The 14,398-nt window shown below is 75.2% G+C and carries 2 protein-coding genes; both read right to left on the reverse strand.

Going from position 1 to position 14,398, the window contains the following annotated elements; translation table 11 throughout:
• Positions 1-1,414, reverse strand: a 1,414-nt coding sequence (locus ACIQ8B_RS27620; RefSeq protein ID WP_403550511.1) for a phosphopantetheine-binding protein, incomplete at its 3' end; no start/stop codon positions are given.
• Between the two features lie 2 nt (positions 1,415-1,416).
• Positions 1,417-14,394 carry an SDR family NAD(P)-dependent oxidoreductase gene (locus ACIQ8B_RS27625; protein WP_403550513.1) on the reverse strand — a complete coding sequence of 4,326 codons (12,978 nt, stop codon included), beginning with the start codon at positions 14,392-14,394 and terminating at the stop codon, positions 1,417-1,419.
• Positions 14,395-14,398 lie beyond the last annotated feature (4 nt).

Raw genomic sequence — 14,398 nt, forward strand, 5'->3', positions numbered from 1 at the left:
GTTCGTCGTAGAAGCCCTGGTCGGGGTGGATGGTGGTGGCGGGTTTGCCGGTCTGTTCGGCGACGAGTGAGGTGACCAGTGCGGTCAGGCCGCCGCCGGTGGCGGAAGCGGTGACGACGGGCTCGGGGGACTGTTCGGCGGGGGCCTGGATGCCTTCGTCGGTGAGGTGGGTGACGAGTTGGCCGATGGTGGGGTGTTCGAAGAGGAGGGTGGGGTAGAGCTCGGTGTTCAGTGCGGTTTCGAGTTTTCCGGCGATGTTGAGGAGGTCGACGGAGGTGAGGCCGAGTTCGTCGTAGAAGCCCTGGTCGGGGTGGATGGTGGTGGCGGGTTTGCCGGTCTGTTCGGCGACGAGTGAGGTGACCAGTGCGGTCAGGCCGCCGCCCGTGGCGGAAGCGGCGACGGCGGGAACGGAGGTCGGCTCGGCGGCCGCCGGGGTCTTCGCGGGCGCCGGTACCCCGGCCCGCGCCGCCCGCGCCTTTGCCGGCGGCCGGCCCTCCTCGGCGTGCTTGCGGATGTCCTCGGTGGTACGGACGCGCTTGGCCCGGTAGCCGGTCAGCCGGACCGCGACCTCCCCGTCCGGGGTGCACAGATCGATGTCGGCCACGACGGCCTGGGTGCTGTCGTCGACGTGCAGGCTCGGCAGCCGCGGCGAGTGCACGAGCGTGCGGGCTTCGAGGGAGCGGCGGGCGCGGAAGGAGTCGACGTAGATCGGAATGAACGGCTGGACGATGCCGCGCCGCACCGGCTCCGGGAACTGCAGGAACGGGACCAGCACGGAGAAGTCCATGAAGACGGGGTGCACGTGGAAGTGGCCGAGCGCCTCCACCGCGCTGGGGTCCAGGTGCACGTCGGCGACCGAGAAGCCGTCGCCGGCCCCGACCCTGCCCTGCACCTTCATGAACGGGCCGTGCTCTATGTCCAGTTGACGGGCCAGCGCGTACAGGTCGTCGGCGTCCAGCGAACCGGGGCCGGAGGCGGCCTCGAGCCGGCCGGCGGGCACCGGCTGCGGCTCCCACGGGCCCACCACATGGATCTCCGTCCGGAAGTTCACCTGCCACTGCTCGTCGGCCACCTCGCCGCCCAGCAGCGGACGGCTGCGCACGGTGACCGGCACTCCGCCGCGCGGGCCCGGCTCGCCGACCGTCACCTCGAGCTGGCGGTCGAGATCGTCCACGGCGATCAGCGGCCGGATGAAGACACAGCGGCGGAGCTCGACCAGGGAGGGATCGACACCCAGGTGCCGGACGAGCCGCAGCACCAGGTCGAGATGGAAGACGCCGGGGAGCACCGGTGTGCGGTGAACCAGGTGGTCGCGTACCGCCGCGTCCTGCGCGGTGACCCGGGTGGCGAAGCGGTGCCCCGCGAGGGCGCGGAGCGCGGCCCCGGCGTCGAAGGACCGATGGGTCTCGGACATCGTCAGTTCAACTCCTCGAGGGGCAGGATCGGGCCGCCGACGGCGGCGGGCGCGACAGGCGCGGAAAGGGCGGGCGCGGAAAGGCCGGAGGCGGGAGCGGTGGTGGGCACGGTCGGGGCTGCCATGGCCACGTCGCGTTCCACCCAGTGACGGGTGCGCCGGAAGACGGCGGGCGGCAGACTCGGGCGCTCCGCCGGACGCGTGGCCAGCTCCGCCGCCGTCGGCTCACGCAGGACGGCGTGGCAGTTGACCCCGCCGAAGCCGAAGGCACTGACCCCGGCCCGGCGCACACCGCCGATCGGTACGAACTGCCGCAGCTCGGTGTTCGGGTGGAAGGGCGACTGGTCGAAGGAGAAGCGAGGGTTGGGTGTCTCGCAGTGCAGCGTCGGGGGGATCATCCGGTGCCGCAGGGCCAGCACGGCCTTCTGGAGCCCGGCCATGCCGGCGGCCATCAGCGCGTGCCCGATGTTGGACTTCACGCTGCCCACGGCACACCATCCGGTGCGGCCGCCCGCGTCACCGAACGCCCGTGTCAGGGCGCGCAGTTCCATCGGGTCACCGATCATCGTGCCGGTGCCGTGCGCCTCGACGAGACCGATCGCCGTGGGATCCACGCCCGCCGTGCGCTGCGCCCGGCGCACCACGTCCTCCTGGGCGTCCGGGTTCGGCGTCGTCAGCCCCATGGTGCGGCCGTCGTTGTTCACCGCGACCGACTCCACGACCGCGTACACCCGGTTCCCGTCGGCGAGCGCCGCATCCAGCGGCTTGAGCAGCAGCGCGCCCGCACCCTCCCCGAGCACCAGACCGTTGGCCCGCGCGTCGAACACCCGGCACTCCGCGTCCGGGGACAGCGCGCCGGACGCGCTCAGCTTCAGGTACGGCATCTCGTCGAGCAGCAGGTCGGCCGCGGCGACCAGCGCCATGTCGCACTCGCCCAGCCGCAGTGACTGCTCGGCCAGGGCCAGCGCCGCCAGCGACGAGGAGCAGGCGGTGTCGATCACCAGGTGCGGGCCGCGCAGGTCGTACACCTGGGCGAGCTGGGCGGCGGCGAAGTTCTGGTTGAGCCCGGTGACGGTGTTGCGGTGCGGGACGCGGATCCGCGGCGCGTAGGCGCCCGTCTGCGCCGCCGCGAACACTCCCGTGCGGGTGCCCGCCAGTTCGGCGCGCTCGTACCCGGCGTCCCGGAAGGCCTGCTCGGCGCACTCGAGGACCAGCCGGATGAGCGGGTCGACATGCGCGGCGTCCTCCGGCGCGATGCCGAACGGCTCCGGGTCGAAGTCCTCGATGCCGTCCAGGAACCCGCCCCAGCGGGAGACGGAACGCCCCGGTCGCTTCTCCGGCGCGTACAGCTCGGCGGTGTTCCACCGGGATGCCGGCACCTCACGGATCGCGCTGCGGCCCTCGGCCAGGAGCTGCCAGAAGGCGTCGGTGTCGGGTGCTCCCGGGAACCGGCTCGCCATGCCGATGACGGCCAGCGGCCGGGGTCCGGGCACCGGGCCGGTGGCACCGTGCGGCTGAGGCCGGTCGGCGGTCCCGGCGGCGCCGCGCCGCTTGTCGCCGACGCCGCGCCGGGCCGCCCAGCGCTCGACGCCCTGTGGGTACGCGCTCGACAGGAAGGCGGCGAGTCGCGCGGCGGTGGGGTTCTCCAGGACCACGGACGGGTCCAGCGGCGCGTCGGTCAGCTCCTCCAGCCTGCCGACCATCCCCGCGATCAGGATGGAGTCCACGCCCAGGTCGGCGAAGGACGCGTCGGTGGCCACCGCCTCCTTCGGCAGCATCAGTTCCTGGGCCATGAGGTCGAGGAGGAACTCCTCGACCGCCGTCCTGACGGCAGCGCCCGCGGCGCCGTCCGAGGTCGTCACCTGATGCTCCTTCTTCTCATCGTCGTTCGGTTGCGTGTTCGGGCCGTTCGGCCGGCCCGCCGGGCTGCCGGAGGCCGGGGCGGGAGGCGGGGTGGCGGGGGTGCCGGTGAGCGGGAAGCGGCCGGGGCGTACGGCGGCCGCGACGGCCCCGTCGACGCGGCCCGCGATCACTCGGTCCAGCAGCCCCAGGCCCGCTTCGCGGGTCAGTGCCCCGAAGCCCGCCTCGCGGTAGGCGTCGGCCGTCACCTCGCCCATGCCGAGTCCGGTCCAGCTGCCCCAGGCGACACAGAGGTAGCGCGAGCCGTCGGGCCCCTCGGCCGCGTTGCGCTCGGCCGCGTAGGCCTCCAGATGGGCGTTGGCGGCGGCGTAGTCGCCGAGCCCGACGCCCAGGTGGGGCAGCACCGCGGAGACGGACGAGTACAGGACGAAGAAGTCCGGCCGGTCGGTCCGTACCAGGTCGTCCAGCACCCGCAGCCCGGTGGTCTTCGGCTCCCAGGTCGTGGCGACGGCGTCGGGCGAGCGGCGCACGAACGCCGGGTGCCGGCGGTCCACCGAGCCCGCGCAGTGCAACACACCGGCGACGGGACCCAGTTCGGTCCGCACGTTCTGCAGGAAAGCGGCCAGTGCGGCGCGGTCGGTGAGCGGCCCGGTGTGGATCAGCACGCGCACGCCACGGGACTCCAGCCGCGCGACGACCCGCGCCAGCTCCGCGGTCCGCAGGTCGGACTCGTCGCCGGAGGTGTCCGCTGATTCGGTGATCCGCCGCCACTCGGCGCGGGGCGGCAGGGGCCGCCGCCCGAGCAGGGCCAGCTTGCGGGCGCCCCGGTCGGCCAGCCGCTCTGCGGCCGCCAGGCCCAGTCCGGCGGTGCCGCCCGTCACGAGGTAGGTGCGGTCGGGGTCGAGTTCGGGCCGGCCGGCTCCGGCCGGCAGGACGCGCAGCGGGCCGGGCACATAGCGGTCCGCGCCGCGCAGGCACACCTCGGTCGGGGTCTGCGTGACCGCGGGCAGCTCGGCGCGCACGGTGCCGAGGACCGCCTCCGGATCGGTGACGGCCGGGTCCAGGTCGACGGAGGCCGAGCGAACCGCCCGGTACTCGGCGCCCACGGCCCGGACGAGCCCGGCCATGGCCCCGCCCCGGGCGAGCGGCCCGGGGTGCCGCAGTGCCTGGCGGCCACGTGTCACGTGGAGCACCGCCAGCTCCTGGCCGGCCGCGGTGGCCCGGCGCACCAGCTCCTGGAGGAGCCCGATCCGGGCGGCCTCGCACTCCAGCGGTGCGGCGTCGACCGCCTCGCCGCCGGACAGGTCCGTCAGGTCCACGACCGCGTCCAGCCGGCCGTACCGCTCGTACAGCTGCTCGGCCAGGGCATGCCCCGCCGTGTGGTCGGCGAGGTCGAGGTCGTACTCGTCGGGCCCCAGGTGCGGCAGCAGGCTCCGCTCGCGAACCACGATCCAGCCGCTCTTCTCCGCACCCGCCGCGTGGGCGGCGCTCTCCGCGAAAGCGAGGGTGTCCGCCGCGGCGACGAGCAGCACGCCGAGCGGCCGGCGGCCGGTGTCGGCGAGGGCGGGCGGCGGCGCCTCGACCCAGTCCCGGACCAGCAGCTCCGGGATCGCGTCCTCGTCCGTGCCGGCCGGTGAAGGCGCCGTCGGGAGCGGCTCGGACGGCTCGGGCACGGTGTCCGGCGCACCAGGCGACGGCATGCCCGAGGGGCCGAACCCGGTGCTGTGGTCGAACGGGTACACCGGGAACGGCACCCGGCGGCGCGGTGCGTCGTGCAGCGCCCCCCAGTCCACCCGCTCGCCCGCCGTCCAGCGGGCGGCGGTGTCCGCCGGGTCCGTCGGCCGGACGGCCGGGCCGTCCACGGCCTCCCGGTGCGGACCGCCCAGGTGGACACCCGGCGTTCCGGCCTCACCCGTGTCGTCCAGGTAGGCGCTGAGCCGGTCCCGCAGCTCGGGCAACGAGGTGGCGACGACCGCCAGTCGCTCGGCGAGCGGGGCGCGACCGTGCTGCGAGGTCCACGCCAGGTCGTCCAGGCGTACGTCGCTGACGGCGGCGAAGTCGCGCAGCCGCGCGGCGTAGGCGCGCAGCCGTTCCCGGGTCCGGGCGGACAGCACGACCACCTGCGGACCCGCCGGAGCCTCGGTCCGTTCGGCGGGGGCCGGCGGTTCCTCCACCACGACGTGCGCGTTGACTCCGCCGAAGCCGAACGAGCTCACCCCGGCGCGCAGCGGGGCGTCACCGGCGGCCGTCCACGGCTCCGCCTCGCGCAGCACCCGGAACGGCGAACCCTCGAGCTCCAGATACGGGTTGAGTTCGCCGAGGCCGGTGACCGGTGGCACGGTGCGGTCGCGCAGAGCGTGGATCACGGCGATCAGCCCGGCGATGCCGGCCGCGCTCTCCAGGTGCCCGACGGACGCCTTGAGCGCGCCGAGCACCGTGGACCCGGCGGGTACATCGGCCCCGTCGGCCGCCCGCTCGAACGCCTGCTTAAGGCCCTGCACCTCGATCGGGTCGCCGAGCCGGGTGCCCGTGCCGTGAGCCTCGATGTAGCCGACGGAGGCGGGAGACACGCCCGCGTCGCGCAGCGCCGCCACGATGGTGTCAGCCTGGCCGCGCGGGGTGGGCGCGGTGAGCGAGTGGGCGCGGCCGCCGTGCCCGACGGCGGAGCCACGGATCACGGCGCGCACCGTGTCGCCGTCGGCGAGGGCCTTCGACAGCGGCTTGAGCAGGACCGCGCCGACGCCCTCGGCGCGGACGTAGCCGTCCGCGCGACTGTCGAAGGTGTGGCAACGGCCACCCGGCGACAGCATGCCGCCCCGGCTCAGCGAGACGTACCAGGTCGGCGTCATCACCACGTTGACCCCGCCGACCAGAGCGGCGTCGCACTCGCCGGCCCGCAGCGCCGCCAGCGCCCGGTGCAGGGCGACCAGCGAGCTGGAGCACGCTGTGTCCACCGTCTCGCTGGGGCCGCGCAGGTCCAGCAGGTACGACACGCGGTTGGCGACGATGGCGTGCACATTGCCGGTGACCGTGTGCCCGGCCACGTCAGTGCCGTGCTCCCGCAGCACCTCCAGATAGTCGTGGAGGGTGGCGCCCGCGAAGACCCCCGTGCGGCTCCCGGCGAAGGACCTCGGGTCGTACCCGGCGTCCTCCAGGGCGTGCCAGCACGTCTCCAGGAACAGCCGCTGCTGCGGGTCCATGAGGGAGGCCTCACGCGGGGACAGCGAGAAGTGCGCGGCGTCGAAGGCGGTCACCGAGTCGAGGAAGCCGCCCGCCCGGCAGTCGGTGGTGCCGGGGTCCCGGCGGGGGTCGCCGTCGTACGCCCGCCAGTTCCACCGCTCGGCCGGCACCTCGGTGACCATGTCCCGCCCGGCGATCAGGTTCCGCCAGAAGGTCTCGGCGTCCGGGGCGCCGGGGAAGCGGCCCGCCAGACCCACCACAGCGATCGGGTCCGCCGCGGCGGCGTCCGCGCGCTCCTCCTGCCGCGCCCGTGGCAGCGGCGCCGCAACCGGCTCGGGAGCGGGTTCGGCGGCCGGGTCGGGAGCCGGTTCGGCCAACGGCTCGGGAGCCGTGCCGGCGAGCCGCGTGGGCGCCGCCTTCCTGATCTCCTCGCTTGCCGGTTCCACAGCCGCCAGGGGCGCCGTTTCCAGCGCCGTGGCCGGTTCGGCCGCCTCCGGTCCGCCCCACGCCGCGCCCAGCTGCCCGGCGTGCCGGTCCATCAGGTGCGACGTGATGGCGTCGGCCGTCGGGAACTCGTAGAACGTCACCGGCGTCAGAGCCGTGCCGAAGGCGTCGTTGAGCCGGTTGGCGAGAGTGGTCAGCAGGACGGAGTTGAACCCGTACGCGCCCAGTTCGGTGGCCGCGTCGATCCGGTCGGGGGAAGTCCCGGCGACCTCGGCGACCCGCGCCACGACCAGGGTGCGGACCCGGTCCGGGTCCGGCGCGGTGTCCGTGACCCGGGCCGGACGCGGAGCCGTACCGGCGCTGGGCAGCGGGCCCAGCCCGGCCCGGCCGAGGACCGAGCGGGTGCGCTCGGCGCCGGCGCAGGAGACGTACAGGCGCGGGGCGGCGGACCGCACCGCCTCCTCCAGCACCCGCAGTGCCTCCGGCGTCCCGATGGGGACCAGGCCGATCGTGGTGACGGCCATCGCGGCGGCCTCCGCGTCCAGCCGCATGCCGCCCTCCGACCACAGGGGCCAGGCCACGGAGACGGTCCGGCCGCTGCGCATGCCCCGCGCGATCCGCTCGGTCCGGAGGACGGCGAAGGCGTCCAGGTAGGCGTTGGCGGCCGCGTAGTCACACTGGCCGGCGTTGCCGACGGTGCCGACGACGGACGAGAAGAGCACGAAGACACCCAGCCGGTCCTCGGCCGTCAGCTCGTCGAGCAGGGCCGTTCCGGTGGTCTTGGGCGCCAGCACCCGCGCCACCTGCTCGTCGCCCTTGTCCTGCAACAGCGCGTCCTCGATCAGCCCTGCCGCGTGCAGCACACCGGACAGGGCGCCGAAGCGCGACCGGGCGGTGCGCAGGGCGGTGTCCAGTGAGGAACGGTCGGTGACGTCCGCCCGCACATAGAGTCCGTCGCCGCCCAGGGACCGCAGCCGGGAGCAGAACCGCTCGTTCTCGGGGCCGGGCGCCGACCGCCCGAGGAGCGTGATCTTCGCGCCGTACTGCTCCGCCAGGTGCGCCGCGACGAGCCGCCCGATGCCTCCGGAGCCGCCGGTGATGACGTAGTGGCCGCCCTCCGTGAACCCCGGACCGGAGTCACCGCCCGTCGGGGCGGACTCGGCGAACCGCATCACCTGGCGCCCGCGCCGGCCGATCCGGATCTCGGTGTCCGCGCTGTCCGCCTCGGCGACCAGCGCGGACAGGGAGGGGGAGAGACCATCGGCGAGGGCGACGCGGACGTGCCGGAAGCGGCTCGTCTCCCGGGCCAGCGCCCGGCCGAACGCGGCGACCGCGTCCTCCGCCGGCTCCTCGCCGCCGGCGGACGTCACCTGGACGTAGGCCAGCGGGGGAAGGGCGCCGACCGAGACGGCCCGGCCCAGGTCGGCGGGGAGCCGCTGCGCCAGCGCGGACGCCGGGTCCTCGTCCGGTGCCGTGGCGGGCGCGAGGCCGCGCCGGTCGATCAGGACGACAGGCCCCTCGGCGCCCGCCCGCGCCAGCAGGGAGCGCAGATCGTCGGCGTTGCCGCGGCGCACAACCGGGTGGGGGGCGCCGCCGGGAACCTCGTCCGCGGCGTACTCCACGGCCCGCACCAGCAGCCAGGGCCGCTGGGGGTCCCCCTCAGCGAGCGGCGGGATACCGGGCGCGTCGAGCACCACGACCGTCGCCGGGGCCTGGTCGCCGATGCGGACGCGCTCCGCGGAGTCGGCCCAGTACGGCGTCCACAGGGTGGCCGAGTCGTCCGCGTCCGCCGCCGCACCGGCCGCGGCCGGGAGGGTGCCGGCCGGGGCCAGCGCGGCCGACGGCAGCCAGTACGGCACCCGCTCGAACGGGTAGGCGGGCAGCGGGGTGCGGCGGGCCGTGGGCAGCAGCGCGGGCCAGTCCAGTTCGGCGCCCTGGACCCACAGCCGGGCGAGCGTGCCCAGCTCGCCCCGCGCGGCCAGCGAGGCCAGGAAGTCCTGTCCGCCGGTGAGATCCGTGAACAGGCCGGCGAGCGGACCGCCCCGCACCAGCCGGCCGGTGTACACCGCGGCGGAGCCGTCCTCGGTGCCGTCCGCGACGCGGTCCAGCACCGCGAGCAGTTCCTCGTGGCCTCGCGCGGTGAACGCCACACGCACGTCCAGGCCTTCGCGTCCCACACGGAGCGTGTGCGCCACGTCGGCGAGCCGCACTTCCTGCCCGGCGGGCCCGCGCAGATGGGCCGCCAACCGCCGGGCAGTGGTGCGCAGTTGCTGGTTCGTGCGGGCCGAGAGCACATACAGCTCGGTACGCACCGTGTCCTCCTCCTCGGCCTCGCCGGCCGGTTGCCCGTACGCCTCGACGACGAGGTGCGCGTTGACCCCGCCCGCTCCGAAGGAGCTGACGCCCGCCCGCAGGGGCGGCGTGCTGCCGTCGGCCTCCACGCCCACCGGCTCCCACGGCGCGGCGGCGGTCTGCAGCCGGAAGGGGCTGCCGTCCAGCTCGATGAACGAGTTCGGGGTGTCGGCGTGCGGCGTCGGCGGCAGGACACGGTGTTTGAGCTGGAGCAGCACCTTGGTCAGCCCCGCGATGCCCGCGGCCGGTTCGAGGTGGCCGATGTTGGCCTTCACGCTGCCCAGGGCGCAGCTGCCCGCCTGGTCGCGCGCGCCGAACGCCCGGGTCAGCGCCCGCACCTCGATGGGGTCGCCCAGCGAGGTGCCGCTGCCGTGCGCCTCCACATAGCCGACGGTGGCCGGGTCCACGCCCGCCGAGCGCAGCGCCGACGACACGAGCGCCGCCTGGGCCTCCGGGCTCGGCACGGTGAACCCGCTGGTCCGGCCGCCGGAGTTGACGGCCGTGCCGCGGATGAGGCCGTAGACGTGGTCGCCGTCGGCGATCGCCCGCGACAGCGGCTTCAGCAGCACCGCGCCGGCACCCTCGCCCATGACGAAGCCGTCGGCCCCCTCGGCGAAGGGACGGCAGACCCCGGCCTTCGACAGCATCCCCATCTGCGCGTACTGGATGTGCCGCACGGGGTGCAGCACCAGGTTCACGCCGCCCGCGATCGCGGCGGCCACCTCACCCCGGCGGATCGCCTCGCAGGCCAGGTGGAGCGCCACGCCGGACGCCGAGCAGGCGGTGTCCACGACCATGCTCGGCCCGGTCAGGTCCAGGAAGTACGAGACGCGGTTGGCGATGGCGTAGTTGTCGGCGTACGGGTAGGGGGAGTGGCCGGTGGCGGCGCCGTTGGCGCTGAACGTGCGGTAGTCGTCCGCCATGGCGCCCACGTAGACACCCGTGTTCCGGTCCAGCGTGTGCCGGTCGTATCCGGCGTCCTGCACCGCCTCGACGGCCGTCTCGAGGAAGACGCGCTGCTGCGGGTCCATCTGCTCGGCGTCGCGCGGGGCGATCCCGAAGTAGAGCGAGTCGAAGTCGGCGACGCTGTCGAGGAAGTTGCCGATGCCGCTGTACGTACGGCCCTGCCCGCCTTCCGGGTCGTACACCGCGGCGTGGTCCCAGCGGTCGGACGGCACGGGCCGGGCGGCGCTGCGGCCGTTCAGCACGTTCTGCCACAGCTCGTCGAGGCTGGCGGCACCCGGGTAGCGGCCGGCCAGGCCGACGACAGCGACCGGTTCGGTGACGGGCCCGGGGGCGGACGGCGCGTCCACGGCCACCGCGGCGGGCGCCGGGGTGGGGGGCCGTTCGGCCGGGGAGGCGGCTGGGACGGGACGCGGCGGCCCCTCGCCGCCCGCGGCGGTCGGCTCCGTACCGTCCCCCGCCAGCGCCGCGGCGATGTCGCCGAGCGTGCGGTGCTCGAAGAACAGGGTCTTGGACAGCTGCCCGTACCGCTTCTCCAGCCGGATCATCACGTCCACCACGGCCAGCGACGTCATGCGGATCGCTTCCAGCGGCGTGTGCGGGCCGATGTCCGCACGCGGCAGACCCAGCACCTCGGCGACGACCGAGCACACCGCCTCCCGCGCCTCCGCGAGACCGCCCGCGGCGGGCGCCGACGGGGTGGGGTCCGGTGCGGCCGGGACCGTGAGGCGGGCGGAGGGCCGGGTGGCGCGCAGCACGGTCGACAGCGGATCGGTGTCCTGCGCGAGGTCGACCAGGGCACGGCGGCGCACACCGTCCCGTACGGCCGCGTCGGACGGCTTCGCCTTCCGGACGGGCTTCGATTCGGCCGCCGGCTCGGGCTCCGCCTCCTCCGGCTCGAACGCCACCTGAGCGACCGTGGCGACGGGCGCCCGGTAGACGACACGGCCGTCGTCGCCCGGCTCGGCGAAGGAGCCCAGCACCGAGTCGAAGAAGCGGCGCACCGGAGTGTTCCGCTCGCTCGGAACGTACGGGGCGACCAGCTCGGACACTCCCGCCTCGGCCAGCTCCCGGGCCACCGCGGCCAGGAACGCGTGCTCGACGCCGCGCCCGAGCACCCGGCAGCTCATCAGGAATGTGTCGAGGACCGCCGAGGCCCCGTCCGGGTCCTCCCGGGTGATGGCGAGGCCCACCAGGCCGTAGTCACCGAACCGGTCCCGCACGTGGGCGGTGCGGACGCGCACCGCCGGGTCGGCGAGGAGCACCCGCATCTCCGGTTCCCCGCGGCGGACGGCCGACAGATTGAACTGGTTGGTGCGATACGTCAGCTGGGACATCCGCGGGTACTGCTCGGCCGTCGGCGGCGCGACGTCCACCGTCAGCTCAAGGCCGGCGATGAAGTCGGCGAACGTGGCCGCGTCGCGGCGCATCGCGTCGCGCTCGCCCCGGGCCCGGTAGAAGTCGGTGCGCCGGCGGTCCTCGTCGGTGACGGTGAGCCGGTCCAGCGACCACACGCGGTCGAGGAAGGCGGGCACCTCGTCGCCGTCCTCGGGCAACTGCAGCGCCAGGACCTCGGGGTGGGCGGCACGTACGGCCGCGACCTCGACCGGGTTGTCGTCGATGAAGACGAAACTGTCCGGACCCAGGTCGAGTTCGGCGGCCAGGGCGGCTATGTTCAGCGCCTTCGGCTCCCAGTTCACCCGGCGGGCGGTGAGGTGCTCGGCACGCAGCGGCATGTCCTCGCGCACCGCGAACACCTCGTCGACGTCGGCCGCCTCGTTCTTGCTGGCCAGACAGATCAGGACACCCTCGCGCTGACGGGCCACGGCCCACTCCTGCACCGCCCGGTGGGCCGGCTCCAGCCGCACGCCATGCGGGCCGTCCTCCCCGACGACCCCGCCCCACAGCGTGTTGTCGCAGTCCAGGACGATCACCTTGGACGGTGCGGTCAGCGCGCTGTGCGCGGCCCGGGCCACACCCGCCGCCAGCGCGACGCAGCCCTCCTGGGTGAACGGGATGTGCGCCGCCGCGTCCCGGGCCTCGTCGTAGTGGGTCTCTTCGGCCGGGACGGTCCCGCCCGCCCAGCGTTCCCGGCCGAGCACGTGCACGCCCGAGACGCCTTGGAGCTCCCGCGTGATCAGCTCCTCGGCGGCGGTCAGCTCCGCGTCGCGGCCGCGGCCGTCGGCGTGCGCGGGCGACGGCGGGCACAGCAGCACCAGCACCGGCACCGAGCTGCGGGACGCGTGGGAGCGCACGGCGTCGGCGAATTCCGCGGCGGTCCGTCCGCTCTCACCCCGCGGCCAGTCCTCCGTCCGGATCAGGACGGCCTTGACGCCCTGCTCGACGGAGGCGAACACACCGTCAGGGGAGAGGAGTTCCTGGAAGACCTGCGCGTAGTCGGCCGGCCTGACCCGCAGTCCCAGGCCCAGCCGGTCGCACCAGTGCTGGAGCGGCTCCAGGAGCGGGTCGAGGGTGAAGGTGGCGACCAGGCCGAGGTCGAGTGGCCGCGCGTCGGCGACGGTGGCTTCGGCGATCTCGGTGCTTTCGGCGTTGTCGGTCGCCTCGGTGCCTTCCGTGGTCGCGGGCTGCTCGGGCGCCGCGGCCCACGGGCTTGGTGTGGGACCGGTGTCCGCCGTGCGCTCCTCGGACGCGTCGGTGCGCACCGTCCCGTCCTCGGCGAAGGGCAGCACCCGGACCTCGCCCGGTTCGGAAGGAGCGGCCAGGGCACGGACCAGCGCCGCGGCGACGGGCTCCACCGCGGCACCGCGTTTGCCGAGCGGGGTGGCGGTCATGGCGGTACGCAGCCGGGGCGGGCGCGCGATGATCCACGAGGCGCCGGGATGCTCGGCCGCCGCCGCGCGCACGAGGCCCTCGACCGCGGACTTGGCCGTCACATACGCCGACCACCCCGGCGGCGGCGCCTGCGTCCACGCACTGGAGACGGCCACGACGCGGCCCCCGCGCCCGGCGACCTCGGCCGCGAGGCCGGCCAGCGGCTCCCGGGCGAGGGCCAGAGCACGGCTGACATGGTCGGCGGCGCGCCCGGAGGTGGCCGGTTCCAGCGGCAGCTCGGCGGGGGTCGGGCAGGCGTTGAGAACCAGCAGGTCCAGACCGCCCCGCTCCGCGCGGATGCGGTCCAGGGCACCGGCGACCCATTCCGGGTCGGCGGCGTCCCCGGGCAGCGGGCGAACGCGCGCCGCGGCCTCGCCGACCTGCTCGGCGGCCCTCGCCGCGTCCGTGGCGCTGCGGTGGTAACCGGCGTACACCTCGGCGCCCTGCAGCGCGAGTGCCTGGGTGACGGCCGCTCCGAGGCCGCGGCTGGCACCGACGACCAGGGCGGTACGGCCGCGCAGCGGCTCGCCCTGCGGCAGCGCGGCGGCCAGGGCCGCCACGTCGCCCGGCGGGACGTCCGCGCGGTGGAAGGCGCGGACGGCCGCCGTGGCGCGCAGGCCGGCCGCTTCCACGGTGCCGGTGAGCCGGAGCATCCGGAACCGCTCCTGCACGTCGGCCACTTCGGCGCGGGCGGTGAACGGCCCGGCGTCGTCCGCCGGCTCGAACTCCACCTCGAAGTCGGACAGCAGGGCGGCCCGGCCGGGGGCCTCCATCCCGACCAGGTAGCTGATCCACGCCAGAACGCCGATCGGGACCGGCCCCAGCCCGCGCTCGGCCAGGCCGAGTTCGCCGGCCAGGCGGTCGATGCCGTCCCAGCGCGGTGCGTAGCCCTCGCCCAGGGACAGTCCGGCGGTGAACGCCGTGAGCTCGGCGTCGCGCGGCTCGGTCCGCCGGGTCACCGCCGGGTCCGCTTCGGGAGCATCGGCGCCGACTGCCGGGCTCTCGGCGAACTCCGCGGTCACCTCCAGCAGCGTGCGGCTGCCGTCGCGCAGCCGGGCGACCGCCCGTTCGGCTGTGTCCTCCGCTATCTCGCGGGTGTACTCCTGGCCGGCGTGGACCGGCGCGTGGAAGCGTGCGGAGATCCGGACCGGGCGGCGGCCGGGCCTCGGTGCCAGGCCGGACAGGGTGAGGAGCGTGCCGAGCACCCCGTAGACGACGGGTGTGCCGAAGGCGGTGCGCCGTGCGTAGTCGGCGTCCACGTGCAGTGGATTGTCATCGGCACTGGCATGCCGGAACGTCTCGACCACGGCGGCGGAGGCCCGCACTCGGGTCGTCGTCTGGTCTTCCATGATC

It is taken from the genome of Streptomyces sp. NPDC096105 (assembly GCF_044763335.1).
In the GTDB taxonomy this organism is placed as follows: Bacteria; Actinomycetota; Actinomycetes; order Streptomycetales; family Streptomycetaceae; genus Streptomyces.